Genomic DNA, 13,270 nt, shown 5'->3' on the forward strand with positions numbered 1-13,270 from the left:
TGAATGTTACCGAACTTTGACCCCATTTAATAACAGTTGTCGAGTTGTTTGCAGAATTCGCTCAGAAGAAAAGTCCTTCCGAATGAAGATGTTCATGACCAGCGGAGATAAGAGGACGTAAGCGGTGTACTCCGCATCAAGTGGTTGAACTTCTCCTGATTCAATACCCCTATTTAAAAGTTGCATAATCTTTTCGCGTGCCCACGCGTAAAAAGGTATGCGATAGAACACATGATGGCGCTCGGTGAGTGCAACCTCTACGAGTGCACTAACCATTTCGGCGTTCTCATCAGTAAAGTGCACAATATGTTCAAGCAAATCTTCAACGAGTTGCAACGCCTTGTCGGCGCTCGCTAAAATTCGTATTTCGAAGGTGTTTTGGAACTCTTCTATCGTCTCCCGGAGCAGTGCCTCACACAAGGCCCCCTTATCCGTATATTGACGGTACAAGGTACCTTGACCAATACCGGCCTCACGTGCAATCTGACGCATGCTGACCGTTCTTACTCCATTTTCAGCAAAAAGCCTTCTGGCGGTACTCAAGATGAGTTCGCGATTTTCAATGGATTCTCGTCTTTCTTTACGTTTCCGTTCCACATTGATGCCTTTTATGTCGCTCATGTCATCCTCCCTATACAACTGTAGTATAGCCTTATCAGATTGACAAATGGACTATGGTCCACATAAAATGATTATGTGGACTACGTTCCAGTTAATCGATTGTCTTCAAAGATGAGTCAAATCAAATGTAAGGAGCGGCATTCCTAATGAAACGGTTCCTTATCTCCGCCGAGTTTCATACCTCGTCAACAACACGCAAAAAAGTCTCACGACTCCTTTCGTCTCTCGGAGAGGTGTACCAACCTCAAGAGTCACTATGGATTGTCTATAGCGATTGCACCAAAGATGAAATTGGGAAACGGGTACTGTCAGTGATGAACAGTCAGGACCATGTCATCGTTACGAACATCGGTGGAGTTTATTATTCCGGATGTGACAAAGATTTCAATAAATATCTCACACAACACGTCAATCAACACTAGGGGACGCAGAATTCAGGAATAGATTTCCAGTGAATTCATCTCGGTTGAAAACTTTGTGGATGGTGGATTGAATGGTGACCCGGCCAATGGACGACAGGCAGTTACTCGCAGATTTGGCATATCAAATCATGCTAACCCATGATTGAACTGCAACCAGCTTAGTCAAAAAGGGGGCCTAGCACCATGCGGTGTCAAGCCCCCTTGCAACTTTAAACGCTCCTTTCTGAATCATAGGACTGAATCCAGCGTGACGGTATCCCTGATGCGAAGTACGTCTCCTTTGATGATCTATGGGTTTAAAAGCGCCTTCCCGGCAATGGCGGTCGACACTTACGTTTCACCACTAGTCACACCATTTGATTCTGACTTTGGCGTGTTTATCGTTTTTTCATATCCAAACACAATCGTAAGGATCATTGCCGCAAAAAAGGCTACCAACATCGAGTGGTTCCCACAGTCTCACGTTCTCGATGTGGAGAGTCCCATCGGCGCAGGCAGATTGCGCAAGAACAGCACCTGATTCGTAAACAATGCTCGTCCCTAGAACGACAAAAGGGACTCCACGGTGATGTCCGTGAAATCCCTTGTGTACCAAGGCTTTTTCGCCTCTTTATGGTGTCGAGAAGCCTACACCCATCAAAAGCCTAACTATTGAATTGTCGATGTCCATACCGCGTAGATAGGCGTTTGGCGCTGAAGCATGGCTATCCCAGTCAAAAGCCCCCAAGCTTGTCCATGTCTCTTCTCTCGGGTTAAATGGTCGAGAATCTCGGTCTCGGAACGCGTATCCGCATCACAAACGTATTCATGGACGACTTTTACGTGGAGGAACTTCCCGCAGACATGGTTCATATCCAGGTAAGAGACAGGTCTACACCGTCGAGCATATTAGCTCCCGAACTGTCATGCGTACACGTCGGCGATAGAATAAAGTGGACATAATGACTTGAAGCATAAGTTGCCCGTTGCCAGCCAATGCTTTAAGCACACCCACTCGGGTAGGAGAAGGTCTTTTGCTGATGAAAAGGTATCTTCATCCTTAAAAAACCTGTCACTCACAACTTAAATCAGATACCGAAAATGAGATTTTTGAAATTTAACTCACGGGAACTCACAGTGAGCATTAAGTGCTTCCCTGTGAGTCCCCACCCTTCACGCGTGCCGTTGAAATCTCCTATGCAACACTCGTTTCTATCTGTTCCGCCACACTGCCTTAAACGGCGGCAAGTCGACGCCAACTTGGTAGCACTTCTTGCACAATTATTCAGAATCAACTCTGTATGTGGCGGACTGTACTCTTCTCAACTAAAGCCTTTTATCCGCAACAAGGTTCCCTTCAAGGATTCAAAGAGATTGACTACGAGAGCATTGGAGACCATCTGTATCAACGCTTAACCATCAGAACACTTTATGAAGGACGAGATGGTCGTACATCTCTCTTTGCATCACAACCGTCACGATAATGGATTTATTGTATTATCCCCATAGGCGGACACCACGTTCAGAACGTACTACGGACGAAGGTCCGAATGATACCGTGTATGTTCTTCAAGCTGTCGAGCAACATTGGGCCACACTGAAGTATTTCAGAGTCGAGCTCGAAAACAATCTCATGCTTAACAGCAGGTATCTCGGAATAACCCGGTCTCGTAAGAAAGTTTTCGGAAATGAATGGTTTTCCGCACCAAGATGCGAACACGATATCCGGGGAGGCAGTAACAATCTCATCAGCTTCTACAACCCGTTCCGATGCATGGCGTCCCTCCAATGATTTTTCACGAAACACGTCAATACCGCCTGCAATCTCTATTAAATCACTTACCCATGCCGTTCCAACGATGATAGGGTCCATCCACTCTTCAAAATACACACGCGGTCGAAAGGGAAGTTCAGCCGCACTCTGACGGACTTCATCCACCTCTTGACGGAGCTCGGCCACATACGCCAAGGCTTCATCCGATTTCCCAATCAAGTTGCCAATCAGTTGTATGGTATGGAACATATCCTCAAGCCGGTGCGGGTTAAAATGCACCGTAGTCACACCTTGTTTAGAGAGCTCAGCAGCGAGCTCCTTTTGTACCCCAGAGGTTAGAATCGCAATGTCTGGTTGATCCTTAAGAATTCGTTTGGTACTACCATGCTTGAATCCGGATACTTTCGGCAGGAGAAGCGCCTCCGCCGGGCGTGTCGTGTAGGCGGAAATGCCGACAACCCGGTCAAGAGCCCCCAGCCGATACAGGATTTCTGGAATTTCTGCAGCAAGACAAACAATTCGTTGTGGATACATAGTACGAACACCTCCTGTGAATATCGTTCATGCAAGGCCGAGTACGTCATACAATTTGCCCATGTCCAGGTGGGTTCGAACTACTTGGGCGAGTCGGTCAAATTCTTCGGTACGAAGTGCCCTGACATTCGTAATTTTTTCTTGTAACGGCAATCCCTTGTCGTGTCGTATCCTGTTTAGCCAGACATTACGAAAAACATCGTTGTGAAATACCCCGTGAAGGTACGTTCCGATGATTCGCCCATCTGTAGATATATGTCCCTCCGGTATTGGACTGTCTGAAGGGGGTGTGTGTACTCCATCGCTGTAGACCCGGTATGTCATGGCAAGCGGGTTCTGGGTTCCGGAAAACTCGGTGACTCCCATGTGAATTTCATAACCCTTGACTGGAATACCTGTAAATTCGCCTGCGAACTCACCTTCCACTAGAACTGTTGTCTTGTCCGCATGTATAGTGGTTACCGTATCAAAGAGTCCTAATCCGCTAGAAGTGTCAATCTCAGATTCAAAGTGTTCCGGGTCATGAACTTCCATTCCAAGCATTTGATATCCGCCGCAGATACCAAGGACGTGTGCCCCACCACGAACCGTCCTCTGAATCGACGCAGTCCAGCCGGTGTTATCCAACCACCGCAAGTCCATCAAGGTGCTCTTTGTACCAGGTATCACGATGGCATCTACATGATGCAAATCCTCTGAACTCGTACAGAAACTTGTGTCAACGCCCGGTTCGAGGAAGAGCGGATCGAAGTCTGTGAAATTTGAGATGTGAGGAAGCTGAACAATGCCCACGCGGATACCGTTCCTGATTGGCTTTACTTGGTGATAACGATCCCCCGACAGACCCACGGAGTCTTCCTCATCAATCGCCAGATTTGGTATATATGGAATGACCCCAAGCACAGGCACACCGGTATAGTCTTCGATCCATCGGCGCCCCTCATCAAACAATCTAGCGTCTCCGCGAAACTTGTTAATGAGGATACCCTTGACCAGTTTTTTCTCGTCAGGATCAAGCAGTTGAAGCGTCCCCACAATTGACGCAAACACGCCTCCGCGATCAATGTCTGCAATAAGCAGTACACCCGCGTCAGCCATCTTTGCTGTCCTCATATTGGCAATGTCCCGTTGTTTCAGGTTCATCTCCACAGGGCTCCCCGCACCCTCAATGACAATAATGTCATGCCGCTGTGCGAGGAACTGATAACTCTCCGCGACCGCCCGCCATAGCAGCTCCTTTTCATCATAGAAATAATCCTTTGCCGATCTCGTTCCAATTGGACGACCTTGCAGTACAATCTGACTTTGCATGTTCCCAGTTGGCTTTAACAGAACGGGGTTCATGTGCTCGTTGGATAGGATCCCGCATGCCTCTGCTTGAACAGCCTGAGCCCGTCCAATCTCGCGGCCGGAAGGCGTCACCGCGGAATTCAGAGACATGTTTTGTGCCTTAAACGGTGCTACGCGATGGCCGTCTTGTGTGAGGATACGGCAAAGGGCCGTTGCCAGGATGCTTTTTCCGACATTCGAAGAGGTACCAACAACCATTAGGCTCCGTGTCATTCATGTCGCCTGCCTTCCTGATTCACCTGCTCGATACGTTCTGCACCTGTCCACAAACTTCTCGGCGACAAGCGGATTCGAAGCAAAGTGAAGATGCGTGTATCCAGCGACAAGGTTACCGTTCAAATACCCCTCACCTCGTCGGCTTGACCAACGAGACGCAGATGCTTCATACGCAAAAACCTGCGGCAAACGAAACTCGATTGTTGAGTAGTGAAATTCGTGCCCTCGCGCAGACTCCTTTGCAGGTACCAGCCAGTTTCCCTCCATGCCCGTGACCTCCCGATAGCCAAATCCGGAAAGGCGTTTCTGCATGGTCACCCGTGCAGGAATGAGGCCAACCAGGTCATGCGTAGTCCCCGCCAGGTCCGTCAGTTGTTCCGTGAGGTACATATACCCTCCACACTCTGCGTAGGTCGGTAAGCCGTTTCGAATTTTCTCTCGAAAGTCATCCCGAACATCTTTCATGGAACTAAGTTGAGCTGCAAACTCTTCAGGGAATCCTCCGCCGATATACAAGCCCCCTGCATCTTCCGGAATCTTCTCCCCGGAGAGTGGACTGAAGAACACAAGTTCCGCCCCGTAGTGCTCAAGTAGCTCCAGGTTTTCTTCGTAGTAAAAGTTGAAGGCAGCATCCTTGGCGATGGCAATCCGGGTCTTTCGCATATCGTCCGACGCAGTGTATTTCGATAAAAATGACGGGTACACCTGGCCTTTTTCACTCTCTGGTATCTCCGGTGCAGCCTTCGCTAAGGAGAGCACCGCATCCAAATCAATCGCAGACGATGCCACCGTGCTCAGTTGTTCCAGCAACGGCGTGTGTTCTCCCCTTTCGATAGCCGGAATCAACCCCAGATGTCGTTCCGGGATCTCGATTTCCGAATGCTTCGACAGGTACCCCACGACGGGTATACCGCATTCATGTTCCACCACCTGTTGAATCAGACGAAAGTGCCCTTCCCCGCCTACACGGTTTGCTACGACACCGGCAATGTTTACACGACGGTCCAAGTCTTGATATCCTTTCACAATCGCCGCAGCACTTCGGGCCATCCCAGAACAATCGACAACCAGAAGAACGGGGCAATTGAGCAAAAGGCTAATCTCCGCAGTGCTTCCCTCGTTCGACAAGACATCCTTGCCATCGTAAAATCCCATCACACCTTCTACAATAGAGACATCCGCATCAGTCGCAGCATGGACGAAGATATCCCGGACCATCTGTTTAGCTAGCATCCAACTGTCCAGGTTCCTCGATGCCCTGCCGGTAATGGCCGTGTGATAACTTGGATCAATGTAGTCCGGCCCGACTTTAAAGCTCTGTACGCATAGCCCGCGCTGACGAAATGCGGCCATGAGGCCCAGAGAAACGGTGGACTTCCCCACACCGCTATGTGTGCCTGCAATGACGATTCGAGGTAGATTCAATGATTTCAACTCCCTTTCAAACTGGAGGACTCAATGTGACGACGCTCATCTTCGTGCGGCATGGTGTGACAGCAGAGAACCTGAACTATACCTTGATTGGTCATACTGACCCTCCGTTGCATGAGTTTGGCGTCTTGCAGGCCAAATCTGTGGCAAACGCGCTACGGAACGTATCTATCGACTGCCTATACTCCAGTCCGCTGAAGCGTTGCTTGCAGACAGCCAGTGTCATAGCAGAGAGGCGCAGAAATCTTGAGATAAACACATGTCCGGCTCTGAGCGAGATTCACCTTGGTATCGTTGACGGGATGTCTTCCTTCCTCGCGTATGAACGGTACAAGTCTCTGATGGATGCCGCGCTGGACGATTCCTTGTCGGACTTTCAGTTTCCATCCGGTGAGTCACGCAGTGCAGCACTGCGCCGTTTTCAACAAGGGCTTGACTCCCTTGTCGCGAAGCACAAAGAGGGTACGGTGTGCATTGTGACGCACGGCGGACCGCTCGGCCTTTGGCTGGCAGACTACCATGGCGATCCGCTAGGACGGTTTCGGCACTGGCAACCTCATCATGCATCGATCGCACGTGTCACGTACCGCGACAGAAGATTTCACGTAGACACTCTTGACAGCACGGACCATTTGTCAAATGGACTCATGAAACCCCCATCACAGCCTTCGTAAGGCATCATGAAAGGTGTTCCACATTCGCTCGTTATCTTCGTGAGACCGGATTGCGATTCGAATGTCAAACGCCCCGAGGCCCCTGAAATTTCCACAGCGGCGTACAAATATTCCTTCTCGCTCAAGTCGTGCGAAAATGCTCTCAACAGGCAGGTCTTCCCGTACGTGAACCAAGAAGTAGTTGACACTGGGGATGTAGAGTTGGACGGCCCAATGTTTGCCCCACGTCTCAAGAACGAACTCTTGTTCTGCTTGTAGCCAATCCCAGGTCTCCCGAACAAACTTTTCATCTTGGTACGCTGCGATGGCCGCAGCCTGTGCCAGATGATTGACACTCCACCTGTCGCGATTCACTTCAATTTTCCGGACCAGATCTGCATGCGCTACGCCGAAGCCAAACCGAAGGCCTGGAATGGCATAGATCTTCGTCGCGGATCGCACAACAATAAGGTTTTTCAGATGCTCTGTGTCTGGCATGACTGTTCTCTCCGACTCGTCGGGTCGAAAATCCATAAACGATTCATCTACGAGAACCGAAACCCCTCTCTCGCCAAGCATTGCAACGAAGCCGATGAACTCCTCTCTCCGCCAACACAGGCCCGTTGGGTTGTGCGGATTGTTGATGACCACCAAGTCGGCGGGTCTGCATCGGCTTACAATATCATGCAACAATTCTCCGAGATCAGTCAGGGATTCTCCGAACGACGATCCTGCAAAGAGGGGGATATGGACGACCTCGGCTCTAACCCGCTCGGCAGCCTGTTGATATTCCGCAAACGCGGGTTCAAACAGAAAAACTCTCCTCGGAGTTAGTGCACGGATGGTCAAATCGATCACCTCTGACGCACCGTTACCGCAAAAAACACTCTGGGTACTCGCAATCGGATACTTGCTGCAGATGGCATGAATCACCTTGATGTGCCGGGCGTCCGGGTAATGTCGAATACCATTAAGCGCACCTTGAATGGCCGTCATAACGCTTTTGGGAGGTCCCATCGGATTGATGTTTGCACTAAAATCAAACACGTGGTTAGAGCTGCGTCCGCTCTTCTCTGCATACTCGTAAATTCGTCCGCCGTGCATCTATAGCGCCCCTTAATGGACCATGGCTGCAAATACCATCCAACCAACCCATTCCGTGATTTCGTTTAAAGCACCGTAAGTATCTCCTGTCGTTCCTCCGAATTTGCGCACCATCCAACCGTTAAAAAGTGAGACTGTTACGACAACGTAAACAAGCACCCATAGTACGTCCTTCAATGGCAGAATGAAAATACATACAACTCCGCTAAAAATGGTCGCGCCTGCCAAGACCCACACCGACACCCTTCGTGCAAAAAAACTGCCTAACCCCTCCTGTCGGGCAGAGCGAGACACCGCCATCGACCAGAGCATGGACAGCCTAGACATCATTGGAACAACGATAAAGGGCTCCCAATCTTGCGGGGAAACACTTGATATAGCTGTCAATTTCCCAATGAGGACGAGGATGGCAGCCACAGCCCCCATGGCTCCAACGCGGCTGTCTTTCATAATGTGGAGCGCCTCTTCGCGCGGGCGTCTGCTACCAATGGCATCAGCCGTGTCCATCAGACCATCCAGATGAAGCGCTCCTGTAAGAAGCGTGTACACCGTCAGTGAAACTGCCGTGGCAGGCAAGCTTGGCACATGTCTCGTTAGAAAATATTGCACACCCCAAAGGACGCACCCAAGCGCTCCGCCGATAATTGGAAAAAAGAGCGCACTCGTTCGGACATCACTGTCACTTACACTCCGGATGGAGGGTGTTGGAATCACTGTTGCAAATTGTGTCGCGAGAATGAACCATCTTACAATTGCCAAACCAACACACCTCCTAGCCCTGCCATGACCAAAATCACGATAGACGTGACATGAACAATAAGAATTGTGCGCCTAATATCGGAGGCTTGCAAAGTTCTGCTGGGGTCGCCCATCGTCGCTCGCCGGGATTCGATACCTCCATAGAAGTTGACGCCGCCCAGTTGAACGCCGAGTGCACCTGCAACCATCGATTCCGGGATGCCGCTGTTGGGACTTGGATGTTTGCGGGCATCCCTCTGCATGATTCGGATTGCCTCGCGTGCGTTGTTCTTTGTCATCCACGTGGCAACCCATAGGAGACCAATGGTCAGACGGGCCGGAATGAAGTTCAATACGTCGTCAAGCTGAGCAGAACACCACCCAAAGTCCACATAACGCTCATTTTTATACCCGACCATAGAGTCGAGTGTATTGGCTGCTCGGTAAAGGAGTGCCAATGGGGCCCCACCGATGCAGGCATAAAATATAGGGGAGACAATCGCATCCACGATATTCTCCGCAAGGGTCTCTACCGTGGCACGTACCACTTCGGCTTCCGATAAATGTTCAGTATCCCGCCCGACTATCATGGATACTTCTCGCCGTGCAGCTTCTATCCCCTCTGTTTGCAACCGATGGAGTACGCCCCACCCTGCCTTCACCAAACCGTTCCAAGCTATCGTTGTAGAGATGAGAAACACGTTTATCGTCCAAGCCACCCACACCGTCGTGTATCGTTTCAGCAAAAAAAGGAACAACCACGGGATAATGCTTGCAATCAATACGGTGGTGAGGGTAAGGAAGATACCCAAGGCGCGTTTTACGTTGCGCGAGGTAACGGCTCGGTTCAATCGGCGGTCAAACAGCGTGATGTACTTACCAATCCATACTACGGGATGTGGAATGAATCTCGGATCTCCTATCATTCTGTCAACGAACAGAGCTAGGGCAGCACCGAAGAGGAGATTCATGGAATGGATACCTGCAGTTTTCGTAAATCTACTGGGATTCCCGCAACAACCCAAATCACCTTCTCTGCAGATTGGGCCGTCTTCTGATTCATGACACCGAGCCAATCCCGGTACCGGCGTGACACGCCATCCCCCGGGACAATGCCTTGCCCAACCTCATTGCTGACAACGATCACGCGGTGCTCCGTTTCTGCCATTGCCGAAACAAGCGCGTCAATTCTGACGAAGACCTGCTCTTCGTCACAGCCCTCGAGAAACATCCAGTTGTTTAGGAGCAGGGACAGGCAGTCAATGAGAATAACCTGCGGCGCACGCTCTGTTTGGAGCCAACTGGAAACGTTGAGTGGGATTTCAGCCGTCTCCCATTGTGACGGCCTCCCTGAACGGTGACGTTGGATACGTTCTTGCATCTCATCATCGCTGATTTGTGCGGTTGCCACGTACGCAACATTCATGGAATGGATCTCGGATAGGCGCAGTGCCAGTTGTTCTGCGAACGAACTCTTTCCACTACGCGCACCGCCAAGAACAAAGGTATATCCCAACACAATTTCCTCCCTTCAAGGCGAATAACTCACACGCAGGTGTCCGCCAAACGGATCAGCATACGTTTTGGCTTTCACCTGGAACACCTCTTCTAAAGCACGCTCTGACAGAACATCCTGCGGAGGTCCCTCGGCGTACACTCGACCTGAATGCAGCAATAACAGCCTGTCGCAATACCTGGCGGCAAGCTCAAGATGGTGAATCGCCATGACGATGAGTCGCCCCTCTTCGGCCAACCTTTGCAGATGAAGAAGGATATCCAACTGGTAATGAACATCAAGGTTTGCAATCGGTTCATCGAGCAGAATGATTGGACTGCCCTGGGCCAGACAACGTGCAACGCCTGCACGCTGCCGTTCTCCACCGGATATTTGATCAAGCCGGGCGGTTCGAAAGGACAACAAGTTCAAGCCAGTCATTGCTCGATTCACAGCTTCACGGCTTTCCCTATCGAGGCCTCCAAAGAGTGTACGATAAGGGAAGCGTCCCATTTCTACGTACTGTTCAACCGTAAACGATGCGTTGTCCGGAATCTGTTGCGGCAGATAAGCCACGTCCCTTGCCCGGTCCTTCGGAGATACTTTGGAAATCGACTGGCCACGGATATAGATTCGACCTCGAGTCGGTCGAATCACCCCTGCAAGTAGACGCAATAGCGTTGACTTACCTGCTCCATTCGGGCCCACAAGCCCGACGACTTGCCCGCTCGCCCATTCACACTGAATACGTTCCAATATACCGTCGAAAGATAAGTCCTCCGTATGGAGCGCTGCAGTTTGGTTCATTTCCTTACCCCCGATACATGCGCGACTCTTGACGGCGCAACAGGAACAGAAAGAATGGTGCCCCAAGTAAAGACGTAATGATGCCAACATTTAACTCCGTCGGCAACAGTATCATTCGGGAGATTAAGTCCGCGAACAGCATTAGAACGGCACCTCCAACGGCTGAGGAAATGATTAGCCGCCGATTTGCAGGCCCAATCCAAATCCGTAACAGGTGGGGTACGACCAATCCAACGAACCCGATTACCCCTGTAGAACTAACACATGCGCCGACCACGAAAGCAGAGGTAACGAGCACGACCTGCTTTGTCAGTTGCAACGACACCCCAACTCCTTGCGCCTGCTCTTCTCCCAATGACAGTACGTCAAGTGCGTGTGCTTGGGTCAGGTAAATTCCAATCGCGATAACAACAAATACAAGGAGCATTAAAACTTCGCGCCATGTACTTCCATCCAGCCCGCCCATCAACCAAAATAGCATCTGTTGCATCGTTTCGAGCGGTGCGAGTGAGAGAACCAATGTCACAATAGAACTGCATAGTGCGCTAAACGCAACACCTGACAAGAGTAAGGAATAAATGGATGTTTTTCCACGCACAGTGGCTATGCGATAGATGACAAGCACTACAATCAGCCCACTCACGAACGCTCCTACAGGGGTATACCACTCATTCAGCTGAGATAAACCTAATTGAATGGTCAACACTGCTCCAAGGGAAGCACCGCTTGACACTCCAATAATCGATGGGTCAGCCATCGGGTTCCGAAAAACGGCCTGGAGAGCAGCCCCGGTGGTGGCCAATCCGGCTCCAACGAGTGCCGCAACAAACAGTCGCGGCATACGAATGGCTCCAATGACAATGGCGTTGGTATCATGCACACCCTGAAAATAGCCCCATGCATCTGGAATGAGTTGGCGAACCGGGATACTCACAGGTCCCAGAGACAGCTCTAGCGCTGCCCCCACCAACAGTGCCATACCGAGAGCAACAAAAGTCCACCGAATCCGAAGATTACTCATTCCCAATCTGTACATTCGGATACAACAGCTTTGCCACATCTTGCACTCCCCGTGTCACATACTGCGAGACGCTTGTCAAATCTGCGCTGTTAACACTATAAACGCGGTGATTCTTCACGGCGGAAACATCTTTCAAGGCCGGGTCAGAAAGGATTTTCTGAACAAATCCCTTATCATTGTTTGCGTCGATGATTACATCCGGGTTTAATTTCACAATTTCTTCGTCCGTAATCTGCTTCCATCCGTTCAGCTTAGATGCAGCATTAATCCCACCAGCATCCACGATGACATCATTTACTGTCGTGGAGGAGCCAGCCGCATACCCATAGGAACTGTAGTCGAGAACAGATACTTTTTTCTGGCCTTTGACCGCATCTTCTACGTTCTGCAACTGAGACTGCATGGTCGTAACAACCTTCGCGGCCTTAGCTTCTTGCCCAACCAATTTGCCAACGACCTGAATGTTTCGTTCGATATCAGCAATGGAATTAAAAGTGTTGAACTCATATGCTGGAATACCCGCTTGTTCAATCTGACTGATCACACTTTGCTTCGCATACGAGGCCGTTAATACGAGGTCCGGCTTGGCAGCAATAACTTGCTCAGCCGTGAGATTCTGGATGGTGGGAATTCCTTTGACAAAGGACGTCACATTCGAGTACTGCGGATCATCCGCGTAGTTCGTCACGAGAACGATATCTTTCTTCGGGACTAACGCTGTCAGAATCTCGTCCGTTCCTTCCGTTGTTGAGGCGATGCGCTGCGGTTGCTTGGAGATGGTCACCGTATGGCCTGCACCGTCTTTTAACGTCACTGGGAACGACGCAGATGCAGCCTGAGACGTAGTAGTTTGCGAGGATGATGACGCTTGATTGGCTGTGCTGACTGAAGACCCTGTGGACGTTGTTGCAGCATTTGCATTGTCGGATGCGGTATTCGTACCACAACCTGCAACACCCAGTGTCAAAGCAGTTAACACGGTGGGGATGATGAAGACAGACTTTTTCATCGAGATACCTCCTGATATAGGTCATGAGGCGTCCCCTTCAAAAAAGAAAATCTCTGCCATAGGCAGAGATTGTTTGGTCGGATAATAAATTACCTATCCTCGCAACCTCTCCTCGA

At 50.2% G+C, this 13,270-nt stretch carries 14 protein-coding genes; 3 read left to right on the forward strand and 11 right to left on the reverse strand.

What is annotated here, in order from left to right:
- Window positions 1–6: 6 nt before the first annotated feature.
- Window positions 7–621 (reverse strand): TetR/AcrR family transcriptional regulator, encoded by a 615-nt coding sequence (locus AN477_RS21605; RefSeq protein ID WP_054971246.1) that lies wholly within the window; start codon window positions 619–621, stop codon window positions 7–9.
- A 146-nt stretch (window positions 622–767) separates the two neighbouring features.
- On the opposite strand from AN477_RS21605, the gene AN477_RS21610 reads away from it, so the two are divergent.
- Window positions 768–1,043: a hypothetical protein gene (locus AN477_RS21610; protein WP_054971247.1), complete on the forward strand. Its 276-nt coding sequence runs from the start codon at window positions 768–770 to the stop codon at window positions 1,041–1,043.
- Window positions 1,044–1,290: 247 nt separating this feature from the next.
- Window positions 1,291–1,563 (forward strand): hypothetical protein, encoded by a 273-nt coding sequence (locus AN477_RS21615; RefSeq protein ID WP_054971248.1) that lies wholly within the window; start codon window positions 1,291–1,293, stop codon window positions 1,561–1,563.
- A 981-nt stretch (window positions 1,564–2,544) separates the two neighbouring features.
- Here the strand turns inward: AN477_RS21615 and AN477_RS21620 are convergent.
- The 3 genes from AN477_RS21620 to AN477_RS21630 are packed head-to-tail and all read right to left on the reverse strand — an operon-like array spanning window position 2,545 to window position 6,321.
- The gene (locus AN477_RS21620; protein ID WP_054971249.1) at window positions 2,545–3,330 is read right to left on the reverse strand and encodes a cobalamin-binding protein; all 786 of its coding nucleotides are present in this window, start codon (window positions 3,328–3,330) and stop codon (window positions 2,545–2,547) included.
- A gap of 27 nt (window positions 3,331–3,357) precedes the next feature.
- Window positions 3,358–4,893 carry a cobyric acid synthase gene (locus tag AN477_RS21625; RefSeq protein ID WP_054971250.1) on the reverse strand — a complete coding sequence of 512 codons (1,536 nt, stop codon included), beginning with the start codon at window positions 4,891–4,893 and terminating at the stop codon, window positions 3,358–3,360.
- On the reverse strand, window positions 4,894–6,321 hold the full coding sequence (locus AN477_RS21630) for a cobyrinic acid a,c-diamide synthase CobB (RefSeq protein WP_054971251.1): 1,428 nt from the start codon (window positions 6,319–6,321) through the stop codon (window positions 4,894–4,896). It abuts the gene before it with no gap.
- Window positions 6,322–6,356: 35 nt separating this feature from the next.
- On the opposite strand from AN477_RS21630, the gene AN477_RS21635 reads away from it, so the two are divergent.
- Window positions 6,357–7,001 (forward strand): histidine phosphatase family protein, encoded by a 645-nt coding sequence (locus AN477_RS21635; protein WP_054971252.1) that lies wholly within the window; start codon window positions 6,357–6,359, stop codon window positions 6,999–7,001.
- Here the strand turns inward: AN477_RS21635 and AN477_RS21640 are convergent.
- Genes AN477_RS21640 through AN477_RS21670 form a run of 7 tightly spaced genes read right to left on the reverse strand, consistent with a single transcriptional unit; the run spans window position 6,987 to window position 13,154 of the window.
- Window positions 6,987–8,084: a pyridoxal phosphate-dependent aminotransferase gene (locus AN477_RS21640; RefSeq protein ID WP_054971253.1), complete on the reverse strand. Its 1,098-nt coding sequence runs from the start codon at window positions 8,082–8,084 to the stop codon at window positions 6,987–6,989. The two genes, AN477_RS21635 and AN477_RS21640, sit on opposite strands and share 15 nt — an antisense overlap.
- A gap of 12 nt (window positions 8,085–8,096) precedes the next feature.
- Entirely contained in the window at window positions 8,097–8,843 is a 747-nt protein-coding gene (gene cobS / locus AN477_RS21645; RefSeq protein WP_054971254.1) for an adenosylcobinamide-GDP ribazoletransferase, read from the reverse strand.
- Window positions 8,831–9,793, reverse strand: a complete 963-nt coding sequence (gene cbiB / locus AN477_RS21650) for an adenosylcobinamide-phosphate synthase CbiB (RefSeq protein ID WP_054971255.1) — start codon at window positions 9,791–9,793, stop codon at window positions 8,831–8,833. Before cbiB ends, cobS begins: the two co-directional genes overlap by 13 nt.
- Window positions 9,790–10,338, reverse strand: coding sequence for a bifunctional adenosylcobinamide kinase/adenosylcobinamide-phosphate guanylyltransferase (cobU, locus tag AN477_RS21655; protein ID WP_054971256.1), 549 nt, complete (start codon window positions 10,336–10,338; stop codon window positions 9,790–9,792). Before cobU ends, cbiB begins: the two co-directional genes overlap by 4 nt.
- A gap of 15 nt (window positions 10,339–10,353) precedes the next feature.
- Entirely contained in the window at window positions 10,354–11,124 is a 771-nt protein-coding gene (locus AN477_RS21660) for an ABC transporter ATP-binding protein (RefSeq protein ID WP_054971257.1), read from the reverse strand.
- 4 nt (window positions 11,125–11,128) lie between these two features.
- On the reverse strand, window positions 11,129–12,145 hold the full coding sequence (locus AN477_RS21665) for a FecCD family ABC transporter permease (protein ID WP_054971258.1): 1,017 nt from the start codon (window positions 12,143–12,145) through the stop codon (window positions 11,129–11,131).
- Window positions 12,138–13,154 carry an ABC transporter substrate-binding protein gene (locus AN477_RS21670; RefSeq protein WP_083486550.1) on the reverse strand — a complete coding sequence of 339 codons (1,017 nt, stop codon included), beginning with the start codon at window positions 13,152–13,154 and terminating at the stop codon, window positions 12,138–12,140. The genes AN477_RS21665 and AN477_RS21670 overlap by 8 nt, the downstream gene beginning before the upstream one ends.
- Window positions 13,155–13,270 lie beyond the last annotated feature (116 nt).

It is taken from the genome of Paenalicyclobacillus ferrooxydans (assembly GCF_001399675.1).
In the GTDB taxonomy this organism is placed as follows: Bacteria; Bacillota; Bacilli; order Alicyclobacillales; family Alicyclobacillaceae; genus Alicyclobacillus_B; species Alicyclobacillus_B ferrooxydans.

Coding starts and splice junctions, on each gene's coding strand:
- AN477_RS21660 (WP_054971257.1), bottom strand. CDS start 11,124: ATGAACCAAACTGCAGCGCTCCATACGGAGGACTTATCTTTCGACGGT.
- AN477_RS21640 (WP_054971253.1), bottom strand. CDS start 8,084: ATGCACGGCGGACGAATTTACGAGTATGCAGAGAAGAGCGGACGCAGC.
- AN477_RS21605 (WP_054971246.1), bottom strand. CDS start 621: ATGAGCGACATAAAAGGCATCAATGTGGAACGGAAACGTAAAGAAAGA.
- AN477_RS21610 (WP_054971247.1), top strand. CDS start 768: ATGAAACGGTTCCTTATCTCCGCCGAGTTTCATACCTCGTCAACAACA.
- cbiB (WP_054971255.1), bottom strand. CDS start 9,793: ATGAATCTCCTCTTCGGTGCTGCCCTAGCTCTGTTCGTTGACAGAATG.
- AN477_RS21670 (WP_083486550.1), bottom strand. CDS start 13,154: ATGAAAAAGTCTGTCTTCATCATCCCCACCGTGTTAACTGCTTTGACA.
- AN477_RS21620 (WP_054971249.1), bottom strand. CDS start 3,330: ATGTATCCACAACGAATTGTTTGTCTTGCTGCAGAAATTCCAGAAATC.
- AN477_RS21665 (WP_054971258.1), bottom strand. CDS start 12,145: ATGAGTAATCTTCGGATTCGGTGGACTTTTGTTGCTCTCGGTATGGCA.
- AN477_RS21625 (WP_054971250.1), bottom strand. CDS start 4,893: ATGACACGGAGCCTAATGGTTGTTGGTACCTCTTCGAATGTCGGAAAA.